Below are 24,776 nucleotides of genomic sequence, written 5' to 3'. Positions count from 1 at the left end.
TCTTTTGCTGATAAGGAGTTTCACCGATGAGCCAAGCATTATCCTACGCCGCATTCGCTGCCGATAAGCCCTTAGCACCGTTTACTTTTGATCGTCGCCAGCCGCGCCCCGATGACGTCGCCATCGAAATTCTCTACTGTGGTGTCTGCCACAGCGATCTGCACTTTGCTCGCAATGACTGGGGCATGAGCCAGTACCCCGTCGTACCCGGCCATGAGATTGTCGGCCGTGTGACTTCTGTGGGCGATAAAGTATCGCGTTTTAAAGCCGGTGACCTGGTGGGTGTCGGTTGTATGGTCGATTCATGCCGTACCTGTGCTGCCTGTAAAGATGGTGTAGAGCAGTACTGTCTGGAAGGCTTCACAATGACCTACGGCAGCGAAGATCGCCAAGATGGCACCATGACCCAGGGTGGCTACTCCGACTCCATCGTGGTGAGCGAGCACTTTGTGCTACAGATGCCTGATGATATTGATCTGGCTTCGGCGGCGCCGATTCTCTGCGCCGGTATAACGACCTATTCACCGCTCAAGCATCACGGCGTGGGCAAAGGTCATAAAGTCGGTGTGATCGGTATGGGTGGCTTAGGCCACATGGGCGTTAAACTGGCTAAAGCGCTGGGCGCTGAAGTCACGGTGTTCACCCGTTCCGACGCCAAGGTTGAAGAAGCGAAGCGTAACGGCGCTGACCACGTGGTGGTTTCCAGCGACCAGACACAAATGGACGCGGTGGCTGAAACCTTCGACTTCATGCTCGACACCGTGCCCGTACAGCACGATCTAAACCCCTACCTAACGTCGCTGAAGTATGACGGTACTCACATCATCGTTGGCTTGCTGGAGCCTATTGAGCCAGCCATTGAGGCCTTTAACCTGGTCTTTAAGCGTCGTGTGGTGGCCGGTTCGCTAATTGGTGGCATTGCGGAGACCGAAGAGCTGCTCAAGCTGTGCGCTGATCAGGGCATTACCTGTGATATCGAAATGCTCGATATCAACAACATTAACGGAGGCTTTGAGCGCATGGAAAAAGGCGATGTTCGCTATCGTTTCGTGATTGATATGGCCACGCTAAAAAACAGCGCAGCCTAAATAACGGATTGACTAGCTGCCTATCTAACCACTTAGGTAGGCGGCTTGCTTGAGTAAAAAAAACGGCCCGAGTCCAGCAGAGGACTCGGGCCGTTGCTCTAGCTAGCTGCCATCTATGGCATTTCAACTTTACGCTTGGCGTGTGGCTCTTGCTGCCACCATGCCGGGCAAGAGCATCAAACCTGCCAGCAACCAAGTCGGCCAACTACCCAAGCGGGTGAAAGGCGTTAGCCCCTCCATGGCGTAAAACTCACCGGTGAGCGTGGTTGTCTCGAACTGCGGGGCGCGTTCAACAATGCGCCCATTAGGATCAATAATAGCGGTAATGCCGTTGCTGGTAGCACGAACCACATAGCGACCATTCTCTAGCGCGCGTAGGCGTGCCATCTGCAGGTGCTGGTGGGGTCCGATCGAGGCGCCAAACCAGGTGTCGTTAGACACCGTCATGATGACACCGCTGTCTTGGGCTCGGCGGGCGACTAGCTGTGGGTAGATGATCTCGTAGCAAATAGCGTTACCAATATGAATCCCGGCGGCCTGCATCGGTTTTTGCTCATGCTCGCCTTTGGTAAAGGTCGACATGGGCAGGTCAAAAAAATCAATCGCCCCGCGGAGTAAACTCTCCAGTGGCAGGTACTCACCAAAAGGCACCAGGTGCTCTTTTTGGTAGCTGCCCTCTACGTCGCCAACGCCAATCACGCTATTGAAGTAACGCTCTTGTTCGTCGCGCTGAACGATGCCGGTGAGTAGGGCGACGTCGGGGGGCAGGTTCGCTTGCACGCGTTCCAGCACCGGCCGGGCCTGGGTCTCCATCATTGGCAGCGCGGTTTCTGGCCAGATGATCAGGTCAACCTCATCGGCGACTTCGCGGGTGAGCTCGCTGTAGGTATTCGCCGCCGTGCGCTGCCCTTCGGGCGTCCACTTCAACAGCTGCGGCAGATTGCCCTGTAGCAGTGCCACGCGTGTAGGTTCATCGGCTGGCGTAGTCCATTGCTGGGGGAGTGCCAAGGGAATTAGCCAAATGGCCGCCAGTGGGACAAGCGTCCACCACTGACGGCGCAGCAGTAGCTCAGCGCCAAGCGCACCGCTAAGCGCTACTAGCAGCGAGAGCAGGTAGACGCCGCCAACGGGCGCCCAGGCGGCCAGCGGCGAATCGACAAAACCAGAGCCCAGCAGCAGCCAGGGAAAGCCGGTAAACAGGTAGGTGCGCAGTACTTCGCCCAGTACCCAGGCGCCCGCAAAGCTGATAAACGCGAGTCGCGCGGAGGTGAAGCGCCGGTAGAGCCAGAAAGTGCCGGCAAAAAACAGTGCCAGAATTGTCACGAACAGCGCAGTAAGGAAAACGGCGAGCGGCACGCCGGTGTAACCGTAGTCGTGGATAGAGACATACACCCAGGAGGTGCCGCTGGCGAACAGTGCAACACCGTATAACCAGCCTTTTAGGGCCGCTTGGGTGGGAGTTAATGCATGCAGGCCCACATAAAGTAAGCCAATCGCCACCGGGCCCAGCCACCAAAGCTCAAAAGGGGAAGCCGTTAGGGTGGTGAAACCGCCCGCCACCAGGGCGGCAAGCAGCTGTAACAAAAACGCGGGGGGAAAACCCATAGCGATAACCTATCTACGGTAAAATACGAGGGAGTGGTTAGCGAGCAGCGTGACAACAAGCGCCTAGTCGGGCTTGTTCTCCTGGTCATCATCCTCTTCGTCATCGCGGCGGGTGTCGCGGTAGGCTTCGAGTAGACGAATGCGTCGCGTGTCCGCATTGAGAATCACAAACCGCCAGCCGCCTAGAATGGTGTGTTCACCGCGCCGCGGTAGATGGCCAAACTGCTGCATCACCAGGCCGCCAACGGTATCGAACTCATCGTCAGAGAACTCGGTGTCGAAGCGTTCGTTGAAGTCTTCGATGGGGGTCAGTGCGCGAATGGCGTAGCGGCCATTCTCTATTTCGCGGATATCGTCTTCTTCATCGGTATCGTGCTCATCTTCGATGTCGCCGACGATCTGCTCAAGAATATCTTCGATGGTGATGATGCCCGCGGTACCGCCGTATTCATCGACCACCACCGCCATATGATTGTGGGTATCCCGAAACTCTTTAAGCAGGCTGTTAAGGCGTTTGGATTCAGGGATAAACATCGCCGGGCGCAAAATGTCATCTAACTTGAACGCATCGCGCTGAGCCTGGGTCTGGGAGAGCAGGGGGAGTAAATCTTTTACCAGCAGAATGCCTTTTACGTCATCCAGGTTTTCGCCAATCACCGGGTAGCGAGAGTGGCCGGTTTCCTGGATCAGCGGTAGATAGCCGTCGCTGGTTTGATCCAGGGCAATAGCTGAGACCTGTGAGCGGGGTATCAGCACTTCACGAACCTGCTGATCGCTGATCTCAAGGGCGCCTTCGATGATCATAATGGCGTCTTGATCCAGCTTTAATTTCCCTGCGGTATGGCGTAAAAACGTCATCAGCTCATCTCGTGAGCTGGGTTCGTCATTGTCTCCGGAAAGGGCGCCAAAGAGTTTCTCGAGCCAGGATTTTTGATTGGGGTTGCTCGATCGGTCTTCGCTCATGCGTCAATTCTCTCGTTTGCGGGCAGACAGTTGCTATCTCGTTAACGACATCGTTATGGAAACCATGTCTTTATGGAAACCATGTCGTTAGGTAGCTGTTTTATCACTGAAGCAGGGGATAGTACCAGATTAGTTGTTACGTGATTTAACGCACCCACCGTTAAATAATAAAGAGGTAAGGGGCTATGCGTCTTCCCTATTGGGCATGGGAGTGTTGTCAGCGTACGGGTCAGGGATATTCAGCTCGGCCAACAGTTCACGCTCAAACTGCTCCATTTCCTCGGCTTCGTGATCATCAATATGATCGTAGCCCATCAAATGCAGGATGCCATGCACGACCATATGAGCGTAGTGGTGCTCAATTGGCTTGCCTTGCTCGCTGGCTTCTTTGGCTACCACAGCATGGCAAATCACCAGGTCGCCGAGTAACGGTAAATCCACACCCGGCGGGCTCTCAAAAGGGAATGACAGCACGTTAGTGGTTTTGTCTTTGCCGCGGTAATCACGGTTGAGCGTTTGGCTTTCGAGCTCATCCACAAAGCGAATAGTCACTTCAAGGCGCTGATCGTCAGGGTGGTGGGCGAACACACAGCCCACCCAATGGGTGAGCTGTGTCAGGCTGGGTAGCCGTGGTTCGTCAATCGCTGCCTGGCGGTCGACGACGACATCAATGGACTCGCTCATCGCGAACTATCCCATGCGCCTTCACGTGCCTGCATTCGTGCGTCGCGCTCTTGCTGGCGCACCTCGCGGCGGGCACGCTCCTCCACTTCCTGCTGGGATTCGAACATATCGTAAGCTTCGATAATGCGCTGTACCAGCGGGTGGCGTACCACATCCTTGGCGGCGAAGTGGGTGACGCCGATGCCTTGAGTGTCTTTCAGCACGTCGAGCACCTGAATCAGCCCTGAACGCTGTCCTTTAGGTAGATCGACCTGGGTCACGTCGCCGGTAATCACGGCAGTGGAGCCAAAACCAATCCGGGTCAGGAACATTTTCATCTGCTCCGGGGTGGTGTTCTGACTCTCATCCAGAATGATGTAGGAGTTATTGAGCGTACGGCCACGCATATAGGCCAGCGGAGCAATCTCAATCACCTGCCGCTCAATCAGTTTTGCCACCTGTTCAAAACCGATCATTTCATACAGGGCGTCGTAAAGAGGGCGCAGGTAGGGATCGATTTTCTGGGCCAGGTCGCCGGGCAAGAAGCCAAGTTTTTCACCCGCTTCAACCGCCGGGCGCACGAGCAGGATGCGGCGTACTTCCTGTTGGTTGAGTGCCTCAACCGCGGCGGCAACGGCGAGGTAGGTTTTACCCGTACCCGCAGGGCCAATGCCGAAGTTGATATCGTGTTCGCGGATGCTTGAAACGTAGCGCTGCTGGTTGAGCCCGCGCGGTTTGATCATGGTACGCGGGGTGCGCATGATCACTTCATCGCTGCTGCCGGTGCCGTCCTCTTCCTCTTCCAGCGCTTCAAGCCCGGACTCTTGCAGGAACAGGTGCACGGTGTCGGCGTCAAGTTCGCTCGCCGCTGTTTCGCGATAGAGGTGTTCCAACACGTTTGCCGCTGCTTTGATGCGGTTGGCTGGGCCCGCCAGTTGGAACACATTGCCCCGATTGCGCAGCGTCACATCTAGGCGGCTTTCAATCAGCTTCAAATGCTCGTCCTGCTGGCCGCAAAGGCTAGCAAGGCGCTGCGGATCATTGGGTTCAAGGCTTAAGGTGATGATGCGATTGGCCTGAGGTGTTGGCTGGCTCAAGAGTGGGGAACCCCTCGTTAGTGTGTGTATCGTTCAGCTTACTGCCCCGCCCGAAGCGGGGCAATGATCTGTGATAAGTGAACGATCAATAGCGCTCAGGTGAGGCAAGCTCACCGCGTAGCGAATTGGGAAATGCCTCAGTGATCTCTACATCGACAAAGTAGCCGATCAGCTCGGTGGGGTTGGCAGCGCGGAAGTTAACCACGCGGTTATTCTCGGTACGCCCAGAGAGCTGGCCTGGGTCGCGGGGTGAAAAGCCGTTAACCAGTACACGCTGTGTGCTGCCAACCATGCGGCGGCTAATTTGCGCGGTTTGCTGAATGATCCGCTCCTGCAGAATTGCCAGACGCTGCTTTTTGACACTCTCCGGTGTTTCATCCGGCAGGCCAGAAGCAGGTGTGCCGGGGCGTGCGGAGTAAACGAAGCTGAACGAATGATCGAAGCCGATTTGATGAATTAAATTCATCGTCGCTTCAAAATCTTCTTCTGTTTCGCCGGGGAAGCCGATGATGAAGTCAGAAGAGAAGCTGATGTCCGGGCGATTGGCGCGGATGCGCTCCATCTTTTCAATGTATTCGGCCGCCGTATGCCCGCGCTTCATGGCAGTAAGAATACGGTCTGAGCCCGACTGTACCGGTAGGTGAAGGTGGCTCACCAGTTCGGGGATATCGGCAAAGGCGTCGACTAGGCTGTCAGTAAACTCCACCGGGTGTGAGGTGGTAAAGCGAATGCGGTCAATGCCCTCTACTGCCGCAACGCAGGCAATCAGTTCGGCCAAGTCGATTTCATCACCTAGCTGGTTTTCACCGCGGTAGGCATTGACGTTCTGGCCCAACAGGTTGATCTCTCGCACGCCCTGGTCGGAAAGGTGGATGACTTCATCCATCACCGCCTCAAAGGGGCGCGAGACCTCTTCGCCGCGGGTGTAGGGAACCACGCAGAAGGTGCAGTACTTTGAGCAACCTTCCATAATTGACACAAACGCCGTTGCGCCATCGGAAGAAGGCTTGGGCAGGTGGTCGAACTTTTCGATCTCAGGAAAGGTGACATCCACCGCCGCAATCTGGTTATTGCCACGGGCATCCAGCATTGAGGGCACGCGGTGCAGGGTTTGCGGCCCGAACACCATGTCCACATGGGGGGCACGCTTGCGGATTGCTTCGCCTTCCTGGCTCGCCACGCAGCCACCCACGCCAATCACCAGGTTGGGGTTGGCGTCTTTAAGTTTTTTCCAGCGTCCCAGCTGATGAAAAACTTTTTCCTGCGCTTTTTCGCGAATCGAGCAGGTGTTTAACAAAATGACATCGGCTTCACGCTCATTATCAGTGAGTTCGAGCTGGTGAGATTCGCCGAGTAGATCCGCCATACGGGAGGAGTCGTACTCGTTCATTTGGCAGCCGTGCGTTTTGATGAAGAGCTTCTTCGCCATCGGTACCTGTCATCTATGAGTCGTCGGGGGACGAGGATGAATGGAGTGTTGTCGTGCGGTCGGCAATGAGGGTGTCCAAACCGCTATCGTTAGTTGGCGCATTATACGGATACAAGAAACCAGCGGCTAGCGTTCATCCATAATCGATACTTGACCCTCACGATTCTATGAGTATACTACGCACCGTGTTTAAGCAGTTCCTCGATAGCTCAGTTGGTAGAGCAAATGACTGTTAATCATTGGGTCGCAGGTTCGAGTCCTGCTCGAGGAGCCAATCGCTTGTTGATGTTCGTGAACAAGTTGGCTTCGCTTTTAACACGAGAGCGTTTGAAAGATAGCTTTTGAAAGATAGCTTAATATGTTCCTCGATAGCTCAGTTGGTAGAGCAAATGACTGTTAATCATTGGGTCGCAGGTTCGAGTCCTGCTCGAGGAGCCAAGTTGTTACATCAGTACTTCACAGGTACTGCGTATTAGCTAGCTGTTTTAGGTATGCCGATACAGGGATATTTTCATATAACAGGTAGTGCACTGTTCCTCGATAGCTCAGTTGGTAGAGCAAATGACTGTTAATCATTGGGTCGCAGGTTCGAGTCCTGCTCGAGGAGCCATTTAATTCCTTCCGGTATTCTTGTGGTTCTAATTACTCTCTTATCACCCTCCGCCTAATGGCGCCCGGGTGCTTTGTCGTGTCTGACTGTTGTGGCGTAAACTACTCATGGTCAATCAGTCTGGGCAGTTTATGGTGGTCAGTTTATGGTAGGCAAAGTGAATACACCGCAAGCCTTGCAGGTGTTTAAATGTTTGAGCGATGAGACACGTTTGATGTTGGTGCTCCTGGTGGCTCAAGAGCAGGAGCTTTGCGTGTGCGAAATGACCTATGCGTTGCAGGAATCGCAGCCTAAAGTATCCCGCCACTTGGCTCAGCTGCGTCAGTGTGGGTTGCTAAGTGACCAGCGCGAGGGGCAGTGGGTTTATTACCGGCTTGCCTCCCAGTTACCTGCCTGGGCTCATGAAATTATTCGTGCGGGTAGTCAGGGCAGTGCCGTCCAGTTAGCGGCGCTGACTCGGCGCCTAACCAAAATGGGTGACCGGCCAGCGCGTCTGGCGGTTCTGTGTTGAAATCCGCTATGTTGAAATCAGGGTTAAGGCCAGAATGTTAAAACCAAAACGCCGCCCCTTGCGAAGGGGCGGCGTTTTTTACAGCTTACTTTAACTCAGCGTATTTAGCGCTTGGCGGCTAGCCGCTGAGAGTCTTGCAAGTGAGCATAGTCGAGCAGGATTTCAGCTGATTCGAGCACATAAGCGCGGTCAACGGCCGTTGCGTCATCCTCTGTGCTATCCGCCTCTTCGGTGTTATCTGGTTCGTCCGTGCGGGCATCCATCCACTCGTCCAGTTCTTCAAGGCCCAGTGCACGGCGGCGTTGGTTTTCCAGCGAAAGCTGTTCGGCTTCCTGGGCTTCCATTTCACGCTGACGCTGCTCGCGATTTAAGCTCACGCTTGTGTGCTGCTCGCGTAACTGGCGGGCAAGCGTGGACTGGCGCTCTAAATAGCGGAAGTTGGCGTTGTCCTGGGCTCGTGCGTCGTGCTGGGCTATCAGCTTGTCCAGCATGGTTTCAGGTTCGCCATAGCGGCGATACTGAACGTTCTGAACGGTGTCCCAAGCTAGGGCATTATCCAGGCTGCTCTCACCAATACGCTCGGGGTCAATTAGGCTGGGGAAGTCGATGTCCGGCTCAACGCCGCGATTCTGGGTGCTGTCGCCGGAAATGCGGTAGAACTTGGCGCGAGTCAGTTTGATCTGACCATGGCTCAGCTCGTTGAGCGTCTGCACGGTGCCCTTGCCAAACGTCGGCGTGCCCAGTACTAAGCCGCGACCGTAGTCTTGAATCGCACCGGCAAAGATTTCCGAGGCAGAGGCGGAGAGGCGATTGACCAGCACCCCTAGCGGGCCGTCATAAAGTGTACCTGCTTCGCTGTCGCCATACAGTTGAATACGCCCCTGGGCATCGCGCACTTGTACGGTGGGGCCGCGATCGATAAACAGGCCAATAAGCGAGTTGGCTTCCTGTAGCGCGCCGCCGCCGTTGTTGCGCAGATCCAGCACGATACCTTCCACGCCCTCTTCTTTAAGGCGTTCAACTTCTTTGGCAACATCGCGAGTAGTGCTGCGATACTCCTCTTCACCCGCTTGCCAAGCGTCAAAATCGACGTAGAACGTCGGGATGTTAATCACCCCTAGACGGTGAGGTTCTCCGTCACGCTCGACTTCAATCACTTCGCCGTGGGCGGCTTGGTCTTCAAGGCTAACGGTGTCGCGGGTAATCTCAACGGTTTGCGAGCGGGTCATATCCACCGCTTGGGCAGGTACCACGTCCAAACGAACGACGGAACCTTTGGGGCCGCGAATCAGATCCACCACGTTGTCCAGGCGCATGCCGACCACATTGACCATCTCACCCTCTTCCTGGCCTACGGCGATGATGCGATCCGCTGGCTCAAGTACGCCAGCGCGCTCCGCTGGGCCGCCGGGCACAAGACTGGAGACTTTGACATATTCTCCGTCCGACTGAAGTAGAGCGCCAATGCCCTCAAGGGAGAGGCTCATCTGTATATCGAAGGATTCGCCCTGGCGAGGGGATAGGTAGCCCGTGTGTGGGTCAATACTGCTGGTAACGGCTGCCATTAATACGCCAAACACGTCTTCAGATTCGGTTTGCTCCAGCCGGGTCAGTTGACCTTCGTAGCGCTGGCGCAGGTTGTCTTCAATCTGTTCACTGTCCTGGTCGGTAAGAGCGAGTGTTAAAGCGTCGTTTTTAAGCCGCTTGCGCCATAGCTCGTCTAGCTCGCTTTGCCTGGATGCCCAGGGCGACTCTTCACGATCAATTTCTAGGCGCTCGTTGCTCTCAAAATCGAAATCAAGGCCTTCGTCCAGCTTTGCCAGTAGCGACTCAAGGCGCGACTGCTGCCGATCACTAAAAGTGTTATAGAGATCAAATGCATCATCTAACTCGCCATTGAAGAGAGCGTCTGCCATGCCCGTCTCTAAGTGACGATAGGGCTCGATATCACTGCGCAGCAAGTAGGCGCGCTGGCCGTCCAGAATATCCAAATAGCGTTGGAAAGCATCCTGCGACCACGCTTCATCAAATGTAATATCAGCATAATGGCCGTAGCGGAGCGAGTCCGCAATTTCCACTGCCGCCTGGCGTTGTTCGTCGGTCGGCTCAAGTTGCGCCAAGGCGGCTGGGCTGGTAACAACCAGCATGACAGCCAGGGCGACCGAACGCGAAAGCGTTGCAAACAAGCTCATCAGTCAAGCTCTCCCGGATTTGTGTACACTCATTCTTCCCTAGACTCGCATATGACCCATGAGTTGCGTAGGTCGAGGGACTATTGTAGCAGGTCGCCTGCGCGATGAGACTCAATCATTACTGTTATGAGGATTTCCATGTCCGAGACTTTCAACGCTGATCGTTTAACGCGGTTATGCGATTTTCTGCGCCAATCACCGACCCCGTGGCACGCTGCAGGCAATATGGCTGCGCGATTGGAGCAAGCCGGTTTTCAGCGGCTGGAAGAGAAGGCCAGTTGGCAGCTAACGCCGGGCAAGCGCTACTACGTCACCCGTAATGACTCGGCTATTATTGCTTTTCAGTTGCCTGAGTCTGAATTGACAGCGTTGCGTATGATCGGTGCTCACACTGATAGCCCGGGGCTGCATCTAAAGCCTAACGCCACACAGAGCTCTGCAGGCTGGCTTCAGTTGGGAGTGCAGGTTTACGGTGGTGTCTTGCTGGCACCGTGGTTTGACCGTGACCTGGGGCTGGCTGGGCGGGTATATGTGCGCCATGCGGATGGTCGCTTGGAAAGCGTATTGCTTAATGTCGATCGGGCAATTGCCATTGTGCCGAGCCTGGCGATTCACCTTGATCGTGACGTGAACAGTGGCCGTCCGATTAACCCGCAGACGCAGATGGCGCCGGTGTTGATGCAAAGCGAGGCAACGACGCTAGGCGAACTAGTGGCGCAGTGGCTAGAAGAGCAGCACGGCCTGCGTGCTGTGGAAGTAGTTGACTTTGAATTAGGCTTTTACGATGTTCAGCCGCCATCGCTGATCGGCGTTAAGCAAGAGCTGGTGGCCAGCGCCCGATTGGATAACCTGCTCTCCTGCTTCATTGGTTTAGAAGCGCTCTTGGCTTGCGATGGCAGCCAAGGCGCTTTGTTGGTGGCTAATGACCATGAGGAAGTCGGCAGTGCGAGCGCCTGTGGTGCCCAAGGCCCTTTCTTGGCAGATGTGTTGAGGCGCATTAATGCCCAACTCGGGGGCAGGGGGAGTGAAAAGGGAAGCGAAGAGTCGCTGATTCAACTGATTCAATCGTCGTTGATGATCTCTTGCGATAACGCCCATGCGCTACACCCTAATTTTCGCGATAAGCATGATGAACGGCACGGCCCGGCGATTAACGGTGGCCCGGTGATCAAGGTGAATGCGAGCCAGCGCTACGCCACCAATAGTGTCACTGGCGCACTGTTTCGAGATGTATGTCGCGAGTCGGACGTACCCGTGCAGTCGTTTGTTACCCGGGCGGATATGGGCTGCGGCAGTACGATTGGCCCGATTACCGCCACCGAGTTGGGAGTGCCCACCATTGATGTGGGTGTGCCTCAGTGGGCGATGCATTCGATTCGGGAAACCGCGGGTACTAAAGATGTTGAGCACCTAACCCGCGCATTGGTGGGATTCTTAAATCGTGCAAAGCTAAACTGATTCCTTAGCTGCACATAAACAAAAAGCCCGCTGACAGAATCAGCGGGCTTTTGGCATTAATTTGGTGGCTACGCCCTGATTTGAACAGGGGACCCCATCATTATGAGTGATGTGCTCTAACCAGCTGAGCTACGTAGCCTTTCAACGGGGGCGAATATTACTCAGCAATATGCTGTCCGTCAAGTATTTGTTGCGCAAGGAGGAGTGTGCTGTCAGTCATCCTCTAGCGGTAACGACACGAGCGCTGCACTAATTACGTCTTGATAGTTGCGGATTCGCTGAACATAGTGAACGGGTTCATAGCCCCGTGCATAGCCATAGCGGGTCTGTGGGTAATAACGCTTATCTGCCTTGAGCGGCAGCACGTCTTTCATGTCTTCCCAGGAGTTCGGATTCTTGCCCAGGTCGCGGGCCAGCTGTTGAGCGTCAAGCACGTGGCCGCGACCAATGTTGTAACTTGCCAGGGCTAGGTAGGTACGATCCGGCTCGGGGAGGGTGTCGGGTAGGCGTTGATGGCGATCAGCGAGATAGCGGGCGCCGCCGTCGATAGCTTCGGCCGGGTTTAAGCGATTATCGACACCGAGGGATTCGGCGGTATTTTGGGTTAACATCATGATGCCTCGCACGCCCGTTGGGGAAGTGGCTTGGGGATCCCAATGCGATTCCTGGTAAGCCAGGGCGGCGAGCAGGTCGGCGGGCATCCCGGTTTCATCCTCGGCATCTAGGAAAAGATCGATAAAGTTAGGCAGACGCTCGTTTATGCGTTTGTTGAGCGCACGTAGGTCGACGAAATCGAAATCACCGATGTAAGCATAATAATGCTGCATGACCCTAGCGGTGTATTCTTGCCCGTCGCTGCTGTCCATCCATTGATCGGCAAGCTTGGCGAGTGCCTGGTGGTCTGGGGCGAAATACCAGCCTAATCGATCACCGCTGGTGAGATTCATAGCCACTTCCAAGTGTGGGAAGTGGCGCCGCACTAACCTAACAATATTGGAATCGGCTAAGGTGCAGTCAATGCGCTTATCGGCCACTTCGGTGAGCAGCATTTCGGTAGTGCGAGGATCCTCCTCAAAGGCGATACCAGTGTATTGGTTGACCAAGCTCTGGAGCTTTTCCGCGTAGCTGGAATCCGCCGTGACGTGGATGTCGACTCCCGCCATTTCCTCTACTTGGCGTGGTAGGGGGCGCATATCCCGGTGGCAAACCAGTTGCTCGACGATATCGGTGTGGGTGGGTCCTTGGGTAAATTGCTCGTCCCGGGAAGGGAGGTGGGTAAGGCCTGCGGCGGCAAGCTGAATCTCACCGTCTTTCAGGGCTTGCAGCACCTCCGAGGTAGATTCCAGCAGCGTCCACTCAACTTGCCAGTCGTTGGCGGCGGCGAACGACTCGACCAAGTCGTGCTCCGGCCCTGAGGGTGTCCCATCACGATCAAGGTAGTAAGTGGTGGCGCTATTTCGAGTGGCTACCTTTAGTATTCCGCCTGGCCCGGGTGGTTCAAGTTGTGTGATCGACGACTCGCTTCCTTCGCAGCCCAGTAGCATGAGCAGTGGAAAGGTGGCGATTAACAGGCGGGGGCGAAAGAAAGGCATGGATTAACCGTAGCAGGCTTTTGTGCTGCCAGGAAGGTAGCGCTTCAACGCTAGGCACGCCAATTGGTTGCTGAGGGCTGGCTTGGCTAGTAAGGGGGGCGGATGCTAAGGCTTATGATTCCCAATATCTCTGACTTCCAAGACCTGGGGCTTCAAATACGAGTGGCTGCCCTGATGAAGAGGGCAGCCAACGGGTAACGCTTATTTAGACATTAAAGCGGAAGTGCACCACATCGCCATCTTTGACGATGTACTCTTTGCCTTCCAAGCGCCACTTACCGGCGTCTTTGGCTGCCTGCTCACCGCCTAGCGATACGAAGTCCTCATAGGCAACCACTTCTGCGCGGATAAAGCCTTTCTGAAAGTCGGTGTGAATCACGCCAGCGGCTTCGGGGGCTGTTGCGCCTTCTTTTACGGTCCAGGCGCGCACTTCTTTAACGCCAGCAGTGAAGTAGGTTTGCAGACCCAGCAGTGAGTAGCCCGCGCGAATGACACGATCAAGGCCCGGTTCGTCCATGCCCATCTCGCTTAAGAACATTGAGCGCTCTTCGTCATCCAGCTCGGCGATTTCTGCTTCCAACTGGTTGCAAACAGGTACCACCAGTGCGCCTTCTTCAGCGGCGATTTCGTTCACGATATCCAGGTAAGGATTGTTCTCGAAACCGTCTTCATTGACGTTAGCGATGTACATAGTCGGCTTCAGGGTCAAAAAGCCGAAGCTCTTCACCTGGCGCTGCTCTTCTTCGCTTAAGCCAAAGCTACGTAGCGGCAAGCCTTCCGCAACGTGGGGTTGGATGCGATCAAGAATTGCCTTGGTGGCAATGGCGTCTTTGTCGCCGCCCTTCACCGAGCGAACCAAGCGCTGGCTGGCTTTTTCAACCGTGTCCAGGTCGGCCAGCGCCAGCTCTAAATTGATTGTTTCAATATCGGAGCGGGGATCGACCTGGTTGGCTACGTGGATAACATTGTCGTTGTCGAAGCAGCGCACCACATGGGCGATTGCTTGGGTTTCACGAATGTTAGCCAGGAACTTGTTACCTAAGCCCTCACCCTTGGATGCTCCGGCGACCAATCCAGCAATGTCGACGAACTCCATGGTGGTCGGCAGTACTTTTTGCGGCTTGACGATTTCGGCGAGCTTGTCAAGGCGCGGATCCGGCATCGGCACGATACCCACGTTCGGCTCAATGGTGCAGAAGGGGAAGTTTTCTGCATCGATGCCTGACTTGGTCAGAGCATTGAATAGTGTGGACTTGCCGACGTTAGGCAGGCCGACGATGCCGCAATTGAAACCCATAAAATGTTCCTGAGAATAAGGTGGTAGGGCGTAAAAGTAATCGCCATTCTACGAGATGCGCTAGCCGTCAGCTACCGGCGTAACTTACCAGCGTTTGGCGACCTCTATTCTGGCTTGAGGCTATGCAGTTGATTCATGGCTTTGGCCCAGTCGCCTGCAAGCGCTAGCGGTAGCGTGGCGATGCACTCATCCAGGGCTCGAACGATGGCTTCATGTTCGGCCTTGCCGGGCCGTCCCAATACATAATTAGTGACTTGGCGGGCTTCTCCGGGGTGCCCAATGCCAATCCGTACCCGGTGAAACTGCTTCTGGCCGCCTAATGCGCTGATAATATCGCGCAGGCCGTTGTGGCCCCCGTGCCCGCCGCCGGTTTTGTAGCGTGCCTGTCCAGGGGGGAGGTCGAGTTCGTCGTGGGCGACCAGTAGGTTTTCAGGGGCGAGTTTGAAGAACTGGCACAAGGCTGCCACCGCGGCGCCGCTACGGTTCATAAAAGTGGCGGGGTTGAGCAGGTGCAGCTCATGGTCGCCTAGGCGCACCTTGGCGTAGTGGCCAAAAAATTTCTTTTCTGGGCGCAGCTCTGCATGAGCGCTTTGCGCAATAGCCTCCACTAGCCAGAAACCGGCGTTATGGCGCGTGGCATCATACTCTGCCCCGGGGTTGCCTAATCCAATAATGGCTGTTACCTGGCTCATCTTCCCACCTCATAAAATATCCAGAAGACCAAAATTATCCATAAGACATGGTTGACGCCGTGCCAGCGACGGGCCTAAAAAAAATCAAGCGCCGAGGCGCTTGATTCTAACATCGTGTCAGCATCACGAGGGCCATGCAGGCATGGCCCCAATAGAGTGCTTAACGGGGTACTTACTCGGCGCTGGTGTCTTCTTCGCCTTCGCTTTCACCGTCTTCGTCTTCTTCAGCACGCACTTTTACTTTAGTGATGCTAAGTACTGCATTGTCATGCTCTTCACCGTGGGACAGATCAACTGAGGTGACGCCGGCCGGTAGGGTAAGGTCAGACAGGTGCAGTGTCGTGCCAAGCTCAACGGCAGCGATGTCAACTTCGATAAAGTCAGGCAGGTCTTTCGGCAAGCAACTGATCGAAATTTCGTTGGCCAGTACGTGCAGTTCGCCGCCTTGGTCTTTGATACCGACACACTTCTCTTCGCCCGTCACGTGCAGTGGCACGTTGATGGTGATTTCGTGAGTCGCATCAACGCGCAGGAAGTCGGCGTGAGTCAGCAGCGGCTTGAAAGGGTGACGCTGCAGGTCACGAACAACGACTTGCTCTTCTTTGCCTTCGATCATCAGTTTGATGACGGAAGAGAAGAAAGACTCATCTTCAATCGCTTTGTAGAAAGCGGTTTTTTCAACAGCGATGGACTGCGCGCCTTTTTCGCCACCGTATACAACGGCCGGCACTTGCTGGTTCGCACGACGCAGGCGGCGGCTCGCACCTTTCCCCAGGTCGTTACGAACGCTGGCTTTCAGGATAAAATCAGACATGGAATTGCCTCTTAGTTTAAGTAAGGAATACGCCGCCGACCGCGACCAGACGACGACGTTTCCGTGGCCCCAAAAGGGGGGCTGTATCGTCAGCGGATTAGTGGAACATCGCGCTGACAGATTCTTCGTTGCTGACCCGGCGAATCGCTTCCGCGATCAGGCCAGCAACGCTCAACTGGCGAATTTTGCCGCTACGACGAGCAACGTCAGATAGCGGGATGGTGTCGGTCACCACCACTTCATCCAGTACGGAGTTGGTAATATTATCGACCGCAGGGCCGGACAGGATCGGGTGTGTTGCATAGGCCACCACGCGCTTGGCGCCGTGATCTTTTAACGCTTCACCGGCTTTACACAGTGTGCCTGCGGTGTCGATCATGTCGTCGACTACGACACAGGTGCGGCCCTCTATCTCGCCGATGATATGCATCACCTGGGCCTGGTTAGCCTGGGGGCGACGCTTATCGATAATGGCGAGATCGGCGTTCAGCTGTTTGGCGATGGCACGGGCGCGAACAACGCCGCCCACGTCAGGGGAAACAACGACAAGGTCGCTGTAATTCTGACGCTCGATATCATCCAGCAGAATGGGGGAGCCGTAGACGTTGTCCACAGGGACATCAAAGAAGCCCTGGATCTGATCGGCGTGTAGATCCATGGTCATCACGCGGTCAACGCCTGCTTTAACCATCATGTCCGCGACTACTTTGGCGGAAATTGGTACCCGTGCGGAGCGCACGCGGCGATCCTGGCGAGCATAACCAAAGTAGGGAAGTACTGCCGTGATGCGAGTTGCCGAGGCGCGACGCAGGGCGTCGACCATCAGAATCAACTCCATCAAGTTGTCATTCGTCGGTGCACAGGTGGATTGCAGGATGAAAACATCCTTACCGCGCACGTTCTCATTGATCTCGACTGCGATTTCGCCGTCGCTGAATTGACCCACCGTAGCGTTACCCATACGGCTGTCTAAGCTCTCGGCAATTTTTTGAGCGAGTGCGGGATTGGCATTCCCGGCGAAAACCATCAATTTTGACACGCGCAGCCACCTTTGCAGTGTTGGGGATCAGGGGAGAAAACGCAGATCATACTTAGGCCATAGCTGAAAATTAAATTGGCTGGGGTACCAGGATTCGAACCTGGGAATGCCGATACCAAAAACCGGTGCCTTACCACTTGGCGATACCCCAACAATGGCCCTTCGTTAGCCGGGCGCTTTCAACTGCCCAGAGCGGGCTTATACTAACAATAGCCCAGAGCATCATGTAGAGGAGAGGTGTTGAGTCCGCGTGCTACCCATGTCGACCAATGTTGTTCCGCTAAATGCGCGATTGCTTGTGCCGATTGCTGCGTATCAAAAGCAGCAAACAGACAAGCCCCCGTGCCGGTCAACCGACTAGGTGCATGCTGTGCAAGCCAGTTCAGGGCTTCCGCGATTGGCGGATAGCGTTCCTTTACCACGGCTTCACAGTCGTTGCGCCACTCCGGCGCTCCCCCCTGCAGTGCGCGCGCCATAGTAATGGGGTCGCTGTCACGTGTCAATTGCGGGTCTTGGAAGACGACCTGGGTAGACACGCTAATACCGGGGTGAATAATCACGAACCATGGGGTATCGAGCGTTACTGGGGTGAGCCGCTCGCCAACCCCTTCGGCCCAGGCGCTGTGGCCATGTACGAATACAGGCACGTCGGCCCCTAGCTGAAGCCCCAGCCGAGCTAGTTCGACTAACGGTAGGTTGAGCTCCCAGAGGTGGTTAAGCCCCACTAACGCTGTGGCTGCGTTGGAGCTGCCACCCCCTAAACCGCCTCCCATTGGCAACTGCTTATCGATCGTAAGCGTAGCGCCTAGTGCAGTGCCGCTATGCTGTTGCAATAACCGTGCGGCGCGTACGACCAAATTGTCATCGTGGCTAACGCCGCTAACCTCAGTGGTTAACTGAATTTTCCCGTCATCACGGGGGGCCAGCGTAAGGTGGTCGCATAGGTCGATAAACTGAAATAGCGTTTGCAGTGCGTGGTAGCCGTCTTTACGACGGCCCACTATATGCAGCATGCGGTTGAGCTTAGCCGGCGCGGTAAGCGTTAGTGGCGCGTTCATTGAAACGGTTACCCTTACTCTTCGCTGGCTTGCCACTGGTTGACGACCAGCGTAATACGCACATCATCGTAGTGCATGACCATGCGTCGTGGCAGCCATAAATCGTCGACTCTCTCCCAGTCGCGGTAGTCGATTTCCCAGCCGTCTTGGGCAATATGGCTCGGGAAGCCCAGTTCGTCGGTTTCTAGCTGATAGCTGCCGGTATTGTCATTATCAGGATCGCCGGGTAGGCCGCGCACCCAGTTGGGCATAGCGGTGACGGGGAGCGACCAGCCCAACTGCTCTTCCATAAGCGCTTCTGGGGTTTCTGCCTCAAAACGGCCGTCGCTATTGGAGAGGGAGAAGCGCCCCTCGCGACCCTCGAGCACGTTCCTCCCGCCGCCAAAGGGGCCACTGATCAGCATGCGGAAATAGTAGGGGGTTTGATTCCAATCCAAGTTGGCGCTGACATTCTCTTCTGGAGTGCGCAATCCCGCTTTGCCTATTAGCGTCCAGGTATCAAATGCCTCTACCTCCGCCTGCTGGCGTTCCCACTGACCTGCCTGGCGGCCGCTGTCATCCATGGGCGCCTGAGAGGCGCACCCGGCGAGCAAGAGTAGCGCGAAACCGGCAAGCCAGAGGCGCGGAGACTGGCGTGATAATGGCCAGCGTGGCGAAGGGGACGTCAGTGTCAACATAAACAGGCTCCATGTAAGATGAGTACGGCGCAAGAGTAACATGATTGATGCGCCGCACTAGGGGGGTCGCAGGGTTAGGGTGCCGCTGGCGGCGTTAGTTCAGAGCTTATTTAGGGGCTTAGCTCAGGGTAACGCTCAAGTAGACCGTCGATCAGTGGATGCTGGTTCGTCCGCTGCATGATTTGCTGGATCAACTGGCGTGCCTCTTCATCGCGCCCCAGCGCTTTTAGTACTTCAGCTAGATGCGCAGCGACCTCCTGGTCAGGCAGCTGTGCGTAGGCGCTCTCAAGCCAGGGCAGCGCTTCTTCAGGTTTGCCAAGGCGGAAGTAGACCCAGCCCATGCTATCGAGCACGGCAGGGTTGTCCGGATCAGCCTCGTAGGCACGCTCAATCAGCTCAAACGCCTCTTGTAAGCGCCCAGGCAAGTTAAGGTCAGCCAGTGTGTAGCCCAGCGCATTGAGCGCTTCGGCATTGTCTGGGTCGGTGCGCAGTATCTGACGTAAATCCTGCTCCATGCCCGCAATGTTGCCCGCTTCCCAGCGCCGCATGGCACGCATATAAAGCAGCGATGCGTCATCAGGCGTGCGGCTAATTTCACGGTCTAATAGCGCGTCAGCGTCCGCAGGCTGATTTATTTCGTCCAGCAACTGGACTTCGAGCATTACCAGTTCGGTAAAGTAATTGTCGAAGCGCATACGCTCAATGCGCAGGAAGGCCCGAGCATCCAGCAGGCGATCCTCCTCAATTAGCATCTGCGCCGCCGCCGCACGAGCGGGCAAAAATTCACTGCCCTCGCTGACTTGGCGATAATAGAGCAGCGCATTATCGGTATCGCCTTGCTCTTGAGTGATGGCGCCGAGCAGGTAATAGGCTAAATCTGGCACCTCGGGTTGGCCGATTAGCGGTTGCAGCAAGCGTTGTGCGGGTTCGGGGTGCCCCTCCTCAAGATAGAGTTGTGCTAGCGATAAGCGCAGATCTTCATTGCCAGCATGGCTCTCTAGGAGAGCGTTGGTTTGCACTTCAGCCGCGCTAATGTTGTTAAGGCGAATTTCTGCTTGAGCCAGTAGCAGGATAAATCGTACATCGTCAGGTGCGAGTTCAAGGCCCTGCTGGGCAGCGCGCTGAGCGGCAGGATAATCCTCAACCTCTAGAGCTAAGCGCGCTTTTACTAGCCATAACGCAGCGGATTCCGGGTCTAGCAGCTCGACTTGATCAAGTCGTTGCTGGGCAAGTGCGGTATCGCCAAGAGCCGCCTCAATCAGTGCCGTACCCAGTAATACGTCGCTGTGGTGGGGCAGTTGGTCAGCGTTAGGGCGGGCTAAATGCGCACGCAACTGCTGGGCGATCAGCGTTAATGGTGCCTCTTCGGCCACGGCGATCTCAGCAAAGGCGGTGACATCGCCGTGGCCGCCAGCTTCAACAATAGCAATGCGCTGTTCAAGGCTGTCGAGCCAATCGCCGCGCTGTAGCGAAAAGGCCGCTAGCAGACGATTGGGTGCTTCTGCCTGGGGGGCAAGCTCTCGCCAGCGAAGCGCGGAAGCCTCTATTAGTGAGGCTTCATTGCCAAAGCGGGCTGCGAAGGTGGCACGTTCGGCAAGCGCTGGCTCGCGATAGCGCTTAGCCGCTTCCAGGTAGCCCTGGCTTGCGTAGCGGTAGTCGCCACGCTGGCCAGCAAGCTCGGCGCCGAGCAGCGTGCTTAGCCCAGCGGCATCCAAGCCACGGGTGATCGGCGGCGCATTGCGCATCGGATCGTCGGCCCAGGTGCCGAGGGGGCCATCTTGTGGGCTAGGCGTAGATTGGCAGCCGCTCAGCAGCAGAGCAGCAGAGGCAGCCACGGGTAGTAGTATCGAATGCCGTAACATAGAGCTCACTAATGAGAAGCCTGAACAGGTAGAGCCCATTAATACAGGGCCCGATAATGGAAAGCGAGGTCGCATGCGTCTCTCTATCAAGTGGCCGAATACCCAGCATAGCGGCTTGCCTGCCTGCGGCAAAGTGGTGTGGGCCAGATGATAGCCTGCTGTGATAGAATGTTCCTCCTTGAAAAAGTGGTCAGCAAACTTTATGCCTATTAATGACAGGTTTTTGTAGGCAGCGCTCGAACCACGCTTAAGACTTGTTTTAGCAAGCCCTAATTGACGGTGCAGCCGCTTATCATAACGGCGGCTGACAAAAAGTCCGACACACTAGCGAAGACGCATAACGCATGACGCTTCTTGCCCTGGGAATAAATCATCGTACCGCCAGCGTGGCCGTGCGTGAGCAGGTGGCTTTTACGCCGACGCAGCTTGAAACCGCGTTGGCTGAATTGCGTAACCTGCCACAAATCAGTGAAGCGGCGGTGCTCTCTACCTGCAACCGCACGGAGCTTTACTGTGTCACGGATGCGGCTGGCGAGCAGGCGGTACTCAATTGGCTCGGACGTTTTCATAACTTACACGTCGATGAGCTAACTCGCTGTGCCTATCACTATTTAGACAACGATGCGGCGCGCCATTTAATGCGCGTAGCGGTTGGCCTGGATTCTATGGTGCTGGGCGAGCCGCAGATTCTGGGCCAGTTGAAGGACGCCTATCAGCAGGCGCGCCAATCCAAGGGCTTGGGCGGCGAGCTTGAGCGCTTGTTCCAGCACACCTTCGCAGTGGCCAAACAGGTGCGCACCGAAACCGGCATCGGTAAAAATCCCGTTTCAGTGGCTTACGCCGCCGTCAGCATGGCCAGCCGCATTTTTGATGATTTTAGCCGTTCACGGGCGTTGCTAATAGGCGCCGGTGAAACCATCGAATTAGTTGCGCGCCATTTGCATGAAGCGGGCGTTCGCCAGCTTACCGTCGCCAACCGCACCCGTGAACGTGCTGAACTGGTGGCAGGCCCCTTAGGGGGAACGGCGATTACCCTGCAAGAGATTCCTGACGCGCTCGAACATGCCGATATTGTGATCTCTTCCACTGCCTCCCCGCTACCCATACTTGGCAAAGGTATGGTCGAGCGCGCGCTCAAAAAACGCCGCCATCGCCCGGTATTTATGGTCGATATCGCGGTGCCTCGGGATATTGAGCCTGAAGTGGGCGAGCTAGCGGATGTGTTCCTCTACACCGTGGACGACTTGGAAGAGGTAATCCAGGAAAATCGTCGTCACCGCCAGGTTGCCGCTGATCAAGCCGAGTCGTTGATTGAACACGGAGTGGGTAGTTGGCAGCATGAGCGACGTATTCGTAACGGCGGCGAGTTGATTCGCGACTACCGCCAGCATGGCGAAGCGCTGCGCGATCTTTCCCGTGACCAGGCGCTGGAGCGGCTGGCACGGGGTGAGGATCCCGCTAAGGTCATTGAGCGCTTGGCCCATCAGTTGACTAACCGTTTGCTCCACCAGCCCACCCAGGCCATACGCGATGCGGCCTCTGAGGAGCACCACGACTTGCTGAATGCCGCCCCGCGCCTGCTGTTGCCCGCAAAACCCGCATTCGAGACCACGCCTGCGCCCACGGTTAACCGCCAGAAGGATGATACGCCCGCATGAAAGAGACTCTGCGCCAACGCTTAGACAGCTTTACCGAACGCTTTGAAGAGCTGGCGATGCTGCTGTCGGATCCCGACGTGATCAATAACCAGCAGCGCTTTCGCGACTACTCACGTGAATATGCCGAGTTAGAAGAGCTGGTGGCGGCCTGGCAGCGCTATCGTGATATTGAAACCAATATGCACGAAGCCGAGCAGCTTAGCCGCGATAGCGACGCTGACATGCGCGAGCTGGCAGAGATGGAGTTAAGCGAAGGGCGGGAACGGTTAGCCGAGCTGGATCTCGAGCTGAAGCGCCTGCTGGTGCCTAAAGATCCCGATGACGGCCGTGGGGTGTTTCTGGAAGTGCGCGCCGGTACCGGCGGCGACGAGGCGGCTATTTTTGCCGGTGACCTGTTTCGCATGTACTCACGCTACGCCGAAAAACGTGGTTGGCGGGTCGAGGTGGTGAGCGCCAGTCACGGCGAGCAGGGTGGCTACAAAGAGATCATTTCCCGTGTCAAAGGCGATGGTGTTTACGCCCAGCTAAAGTTTGAATCCGGCGCCCACCGGGTACAGCGCGTCCCCGCGACCGAATCCCAGGGCCGCATTCACACCTCTGCTTGCACCGTCGCAGTGATGCCTGAAGTCGATGACGTGGGCGATATCGATATCAACCCTTCGGATCTGCGTGTGGACACTTATCGCTCCAGCGGTGCCGGTGGTCAGCACGTTAACACCACGGACTCTGCGATCCGCATTACTCACCTGCCCACCGGCGTGGTGGTGGAGTGTCAGGAAGAGCGCAGCCAGCATAAAAACCGCGCCAAGGCGATGTCGCTACTGGCCGCGAAGTTGAAGCGTAACGCCGTCGATAGCCAGCGTCAGACGCAAGCGGATGCACGCCGTTCGCTAGTGGGTTCGGGGGATCGCAGTGAACGCATCCGCACCTATAATTTCCCCCAAGGGCGGATTACCGACCACCGCATTAATTTGACGCTTTATAAGCTCAATGAAGTGGTCAGCGGCGAGCAGTTGGATGACGTGATTAGCCCGCTGATTCACGAGTATCAAGCAGAGCAGCTTTCAGCCCTTCAGGACGTCTAATGACCCTTGATGCGCTGTTGAAACAGGCTGCCCAACGCTTGCAGGCGGCGGGTTCCAGCTCGCCGCGTATCGACGCTGAAGTGCTGTTATGCCACTTGCTCGGGCGTGATCGCACATGGCTCTACACCTGGGGAGATAAAATATGCCCCTTATGGGAGCAGGCCCGTTTCGATGCGCTAATCGCTGCGCGTGTCCAGGGCACGCCGGTTGCCTACCTTACCGGCGAGCGCGAATTTTGGGGGCTGCGCTTAGCCACCTCACCTGATACATTAATTCCCCGGCCCGATACTGAAACCCTGGTTGAGCTTGCGCTTAGCCGAGCGGCGCTGACCTCAGGCCGTCTGCTCGATCTTGGCACGGGCACTGGGGCCATCGCCCTGGCATTTGCCAGCGAGCAGCCCCACTGGCAAGTACTGGGCGTGGACCTACGCGTTGAGGCGGTGTCGTTGGCAACTCGTAATGCGCAGGCGTTGGGGCTCGCTAACGCTACGTTCTTACAGAGCGATTGGTTTGCCGCCTTGGACGCCTATACGGTAGCGGGTAACCAATTCGATATTATCGTCAGTAATCCTCCCTATATCGCTGGTGATGATCCTCATTTAGCCGAAGGAGATGTGCGTTTTGAACCACGCTCAGCGCTTGTCGCTGACGCCTGTGGCATGGCGGATTTGCTGCATTTGGTAAACTCCGCGCAGCGCTATCTAGCGGCTTCAGGTTGGTTGCTGCTTGAGCATGGCTATCAACAGGCCGAAATGGTGCGCGAGGCGCTTGGGAGCGCAGGCTATCAAAACGTTGAAAGTGTTCGTGACCTGGGAGGGCATGAACGGGTTACCCTAGGCCACCTTTAATAACTGCCTGATTCATCAGTATTGGATCCTGCCATGAAACCAAAAAATAGAACGCTGGACCGTATCGACCTTAAAATCCTGCGCAGCTTGCAGGAAAATGCACGTATTTCTTACGTCGATTTAGCCTCGGAAGTGGGCTTATCCACAACCCCTTGCCTAGAGCGTGTTAAGCGTTTGGAGAAAGCGGGTATTATTCGTGGTTACCAAGCCATTCTTGATCCGCGGGCTTTAAAAGCCAATTTATTAGTTTTTGTCGAGATTAGCTTAGAAACGCAATCGCCAGCGGTATTTGATGAGTTTCGCCGTGCCGTCGAGAAGCTACCGCAGATTCAGGAGTGCCACCTTGTCTCGGGACAGTTCGACTACATCTTGAAGTGCCGCATTCCCGAAATGGCGGCTTACCGTCAACTATTGGGCGATGTAGTGTTAACGCTGCCTGGCGTGAAAGAATCGAAAAGCTACGTGGTAATGGAAGAGGTAAAAGAGAGCTTCAATTTACACATTCCTGCCTTTGAGGAATTTGAGGATAAGTAAGCCG

At 55.8% G+C, this 24,776-nt stretch carries 21 protein-coding genes and 5 tRNA genes; 10 read left to right on the top strand and 16 right to left on the bottom strand.

All coding sequences use genetic code 11. The annotated features are described in order from the left end of the window. Window positions 1-26: 26 nt before the first annotated feature. Window positions 27-1,088, top strand: a complete 1,062-nt coding sequence (locus SR894_RS13945) for an NAD(P)-dependent alcohol dehydrogenase (protein ID WP_133730077.1) — start codon at window positions 27-29, stop codon at window positions 1,086-1,088. Between the two features lie 129 nt (window positions 1,089-1,217). Here the strand turns inward: SR894_RS13945 and lnt are convergent, their stop codons facing one another. From lnt to miaB, 5 genes are all read right to left on the bottom strand, one after another. Then, on the bottom strand, window positions 1,218-2,693 hold the full coding sequence (gene lnt / locus SR894_RS13940) for an apolipoprotein N-acyltransferase (RefSeq protein WP_133730078.1): 1,476 nt from the start codon (window positions 2,691-2,693) through the stop codon (window positions 1,218-1,220). 63 nt (window positions 2,694-2,756) lie between these two features. Then, on the bottom strand, window positions 2,757-3,656 hold the full coding sequence (locus tag SR894_RS13935; RefSeq protein WP_088699211.1) for an HlyC/CorC family transporter: 900 nt from the start codon (window positions 3,654-3,656) through the stop codon (window positions 2,757-2,759). 183 nt (window positions 3,657-3,839) lie between these two features. Then, a complete protein-coding gene (gene ybeY / locus SR894_RS13930; protein WP_133730079.1) occupies window positions 3,840-4,340 on the bottom strand; it encodes an rRNA maturation RNase YbeY in 501 nt (166 codons plus the stop codon). Continuing rightward, complete coding sequence (locus tag SR894_RS13925) at window positions 4,337-5,416, bottom strand: PhoH family protein (protein WP_133730080.1); 1,080 nt, start codon at window positions 5,414-5,416, stop codon at window positions 4,337-4,339. The genes ybeY and SR894_RS13925 overlap by 4 nt, the downstream gene beginning before the upstream one ends. An 85-nt stretch (window positions 5,417-5,501) precedes the next feature. Further along, window positions 5,502-6,845, bottom strand: coding sequence for a tRNA (N6-isopentenyl adenosine(37)-C2)-methylthiotransferase MiaB (gene miaB / locus SR894_RS13920; RefSeq protein ID WP_009288234.1), 1,344 nt, complete (start codon window positions 6,843-6,845; stop codon window positions 5,502-5,504). A 198-nt stretch (window positions 6,846-7,043) separates the two neighbouring features. On the opposite strand from miaB, the gene SR894_RS13915 reads away from it, so the two are divergent. The 4 genes from SR894_RS13915 (at window position 7,044) to SR894_RS13900 (ending at window position 7,966) form a co-directional block, all read left to right on the top strand. Continuing rightward, a tRNA-Asn gene (locus SR894_RS13915) sits at window positions 7,044-7,119 on the top strand. Window positions 7,120-7,207: 88 nt separating this feature from the next. Continuing rightward, a tRNA-Asn gene (locus tag SR894_RS13910) sits at window positions 7,208-7,283 on the top strand. Window positions 7,284-7,379: 96 nt separating this feature from the next. Further along, a tRNA-Asn gene (locus SR894_RS13905) sits at window positions 7,380-7,455 on the top strand. 145 nt (window positions 7,456-7,600) lie between these two features. Then, window positions 7,601-7,966: a metalloregulator ArsR/SmtB family transcription factor gene (locus SR894_RS13900; RefSeq protein ID WP_133730081.1), complete on the top strand. Its 366-nt coding sequence runs from the start codon at window positions 7,601-7,603 to the stop codon at window positions 7,964-7,966. Between the two features lie 104 nt (window positions 7,967-8,070). On the opposite strand, the gene SR894_RS13895 is transcribed toward SR894_RS13900, so the two are convergent. Next, window positions 8,071-10,158 carry a carboxy terminal-processing peptidase gene (locus SR894_RS13895; RefSeq protein WP_223288594.1) on the bottom strand — a complete coding sequence of 696 codons (2,088 nt, stop codon included), beginning with the start codon at window positions 10,156-10,158 and terminating at the stop codon, window positions 8,071-8,073. 138 nt (window positions 10,159-10,296) lie between these two features. Here SR894_RS13895 and SR894_RS13890 point away from each other — a divergent pair, with 138 nt between their 5' ends. Continuing rightward, complete coding sequence (locus SR894_RS13890; RefSeq protein WP_133730083.1) at window positions 10,297-11,616, top strand: M18 family aminopeptidase; 1,320 nt, start codon at window positions 10,297-10,299, stop codon at window positions 11,614-11,616. Between the two features lie 62 nt (window positions 11,617-11,678). Here the strand turns inward: SR894_RS13890 and SR894_RS13885 are convergent. From SR894_RS13885 to SR894_RS13840, 10 genes are all read right to left on the bottom strand, one after another. After that, window positions 11,679-11,755: transfer RNA gene (locus SR894_RS13885), tRNA-Met, on the bottom strand. Between the two features lie 73 nt (window positions 11,756-11,828). After that, window positions 11,829-13,208, bottom strand: a complete 1,380-nt coding sequence (mltF, locus tag SR894_RS13880; RefSeq protein WP_133730084.1) for a membrane-bound lytic murein transglycosylase MltF — start codon at window positions 13,206-13,208, stop codon at window positions 11,829-11,831. A gap of 205 nt (window positions 13,209-13,413) precedes the next feature. Further along, window positions 13,414-14,505: a redox-regulated ATPase YchF gene (gene ychF, locus SR894_RS13875; protein WP_133730085.1), complete on the bottom strand. Its 1,092-nt coding sequence runs from the start codon at window positions 14,503-14,505 to the stop codon at window positions 13,414-13,416. Window positions 14,506-14,609: 104 nt separating this feature from the next. Then, on the bottom strand, window positions 14,610-15,197 hold the full coding sequence (pth, locus tag SR894_RS13870; RefSeq protein ID WP_133730086.1) for an aminoacyl-tRNA hydrolase: 588 nt from the start codon (window positions 15,195-15,197) through the stop codon (window positions 14,610-14,612). A gap of 172 nt (window positions 15,198-15,369) precedes the next feature. Next, window positions 15,370-16,011: a 50S ribosomal protein L25/general stress protein Ctc gene (locus tag SR894_RS13865; protein WP_133730087.1), complete on the bottom strand. Its 642-nt coding sequence runs from the start codon at window positions 16,009-16,011 to the stop codon at window positions 15,370-15,372. A 97-nt stretch (window positions 16,012-16,108) separates the two neighbouring features. After that, a complete protein-coding gene (locus SR894_RS13860; protein ID WP_009287569.1) occupies window positions 16,109-17,050 on the bottom strand; it encodes a ribose-phosphate pyrophosphokinase in 942 nt (313 codons plus the stop codon). Between the two features lie 76 nt (window positions 17,051-17,126). Further along, window positions 17,127-17,201: transfer RNA gene (locus tag SR894_RS13855), tRNA-Gln, on the bottom strand. 52 nt (window positions 17,202-17,253) lie between these two features. Next, window positions 17,254-18,108: a 4-(cytidine 5'-diphospho)-2-C-methyl-D-erythritol kinase gene (ispE, locus tag SR894_RS13850; protein WP_133730088.1), complete on the bottom strand. Its 855-nt coding sequence runs from the start codon at window positions 18,106-18,108 to the stop codon at window positions 17,254-17,256. Between the two features lie 14 nt (window positions 18,109-18,122). Continuing rightward, complete coding sequence (gene lolB, locus SR894_RS13845; protein ID WP_133730089.1) at window positions 18,123-18,785, bottom strand: lipoprotein insertase outer membrane protein LolB; 663 nt, start codon at window positions 18,783-18,785, stop codon at window positions 18,123-18,125. Window positions 18,786-18,895: 110 nt separating this feature from the next. Continuing rightward, the gene (locus tag SR894_RS13840) at window positions 18,896-20,647 is read right to left on the bottom strand and encodes a tetratricopeptide repeat protein (RefSeq protein ID WP_227405553.1); all 1,752 of its coding nucleotides are present in this window, start codon (window positions 20,645-20,647) and stop codon (window positions 18,896-18,898) included. Between the two features lie 344 nt (window positions 20,648-20,991). Here SR894_RS13840 and hemA point away from each other — a divergent pair, with 344 nt between their 5' ends. The 4 genes from hemA to SR894_RS13820 are packed head-to-tail and all read left to right on the top strand — an operon-like array spanning window position 20,992 to window position 24,772. After that, window positions 20,992-22,305, top strand: coding sequence for a glutamyl-tRNA reductase (hemA, locus tag SR894_RS13835; protein ID WP_133730091.1), 1,314 nt, complete (start codon window positions 20,992-20,994; stop codon window positions 22,303-22,305). Next, on the top strand, window positions 22,302-23,390 hold the full coding sequence (gene prfA / locus SR894_RS13830; RefSeq protein WP_133730092.1) for a peptide chain release factor 1: 1,089 nt from the start codon (window positions 22,302-22,304) through the stop codon (window positions 23,388-23,390). Before hemA ends, prfA begins: the two co-directional genes overlap by 4 nt. Then, window positions 23,390-24,238 carry a peptide chain release factor N(5)-glutamine methyltransferase gene (prmC, locus tag SR894_RS13825; RefSeq protein ID WP_133730093.1) on the top strand — a complete coding sequence of 283 codons (849 nt, stop codon included), beginning with the start codon at window positions 23,390-23,392 and terminating at the stop codon, window positions 24,236-24,238. Before prfA ends, prmC begins: the two co-directional genes overlap by 1 nt. 33 nt (window positions 24,239-24,271) lie before the next feature. Continuing rightward, complete coding sequence (locus SR894_RS13820; RefSeq protein ID WP_133730094.1) at window positions 24,272-24,772, top strand: Lrp/AsnC ligand binding domain-containing protein; 501 nt, start codon at window positions 24,272-24,274, stop codon at window positions 24,770-24,772. Window positions 24,773-24,776 lie beyond the last annotated feature (4 nt).

It is taken from the genome of Vreelandella neptunia, assembly GCF_034479615.1.
Classification (GTDB): domain Bacteria; phylum Pseudomonadota; class Gammaproteobacteria; order Pseudomonadales; family Halomonadaceae; genus Vreelandella; species Vreelandella neptunia.
The sequence above is the reverse complement of the archived record's forward strand: the minus strand, read 5'-3'. Positions and strand labels throughout refer to the sequence as shown.

Excerpts from the sequence above, each read along its gene's own strand:
- SR894_RS13945 (WP_133730077.1), top strand. The coding sequence starts at position 27 with ATGAGCCAAGCATTATCCTACGCCGCATTCGCTGCCGATAAGCCCTTA.
- lnt (WP_133730078.1), bottom strand. The coding sequence starts at position 2,693 with ATGGGTTTTCCCCCCGCGTTTTTGTTACAGCTGCTTGCCGCCCTGGTG.
- SR894_RS13935 (WP_088699211.1), bottom strand. The coding sequence starts at position 3,656 with ATGAGCGAAGACCGATCGAGCAACCCCAATCAAAAATCCTGGCTCGAG.
- ybeY (WP_133730079.1), bottom strand. The coding sequence starts at position 4,340 with ATGAGCGAGTCCATTGATGTCGTCGTCGACCGCCAGGCAGCGATTGAC.
- miaB (WP_009288234.1), bottom strand. The coding sequence starts at position 6,845 with ATGGCGAAGAAGCTCTTCATCAAAACGCACGGCTGCCAAATGAACGAG.
- SR894_RS13900 (WP_133730081.1), top strand. The coding sequence starts at position 7,601 with ATGGTAGGCAAAGTGAATACACCGCAAGCCTTGCAGGTGTTTAAATGT.
- SR894_RS13895 (WP_223288594.1), bottom strand. The coding sequence starts at position 10,158 with ATGAGCTTGTTTGCAACGCTTTCGCGTTCGGTCGCCCTGGCTGTCATG.
- SR894_RS13890 (WP_133730083.1), top strand. The coding sequence starts at position 10,297 with ATGTCCGAGACTTTCAACGCTGATCGTTTAACGCGGTTATGCGATTTT.
- mltF (WP_133730084.1), bottom strand. The coding sequence starts at position 13,208 with ATGCCTTTCTTTCGCCCCCGCCTGTTAATCGCCACCTTTCCACTGCTC.
- ychF (WP_133730085.1), bottom strand. The coding sequence starts at position 14,505 with ATGGGTTTCAATTGCGGCATCGTCGGCCTGCCTAACGTCGGCAAGTCC.
- pth (WP_133730086.1), bottom strand. The coding sequence starts at position 15,197 with ATGAGCCAGGTAACAGCCATTATTGGATTAGGCAACCCCGGGGCAGAG.
- SR894_RS13865 (WP_133730087.1), bottom strand. The coding sequence starts at position 16,011 with ATGTCTGATTTTATCCTGAAAGCCAGCGTTCGTAACGACCTGGGGAAA.
- ispE (WP_133730088.1), bottom strand. The coding sequence starts at position 18,108 with ATGAACGCGCCACTAACGCTTACCGCGCCGGCTAAGCTCAACCGCATG.
- lolB (WP_133730089.1), bottom strand. The coding sequence starts at position 18,785 with ATGTTGACACTGACGTCCCCTTCGCCACGCTGGCCATTATCACGCCAG.
- SR894_RS13840 (WP_227405553.1), bottom strand. The coding sequence starts at position 20,647 with ATGTTACGGCATTCGATACTACTACCCGTGGCTGCCTCTGCTGCTCTG.
- hemA (WP_133730091.1), top strand. The coding sequence starts at position 20,992 with ATGACGCTTCTTGCCCTGGGAATAAATCATCGTACCGCCAGCGTGGCC.
- prfA (WP_133730092.1), top strand. The coding sequence starts at position 22,302 with ATGAAAGAGACTCTGCGCCAACGCTTAGACAGCTTTACCGAACGCTTT.
- prmC (WP_133730093.1), top strand. The coding sequence starts at position 23,390 with ATGACCCTTGATGCGCTGTTGAAACAGGCTGCCCAACGCTTGCAGGCG.
- SR894_RS13820 (WP_133730094.1), top strand. The coding sequence starts at position 24,272 with ATGAAACCAAAAAATAGAACGCTGGACCGTATCGACCTTAAAATCCTG.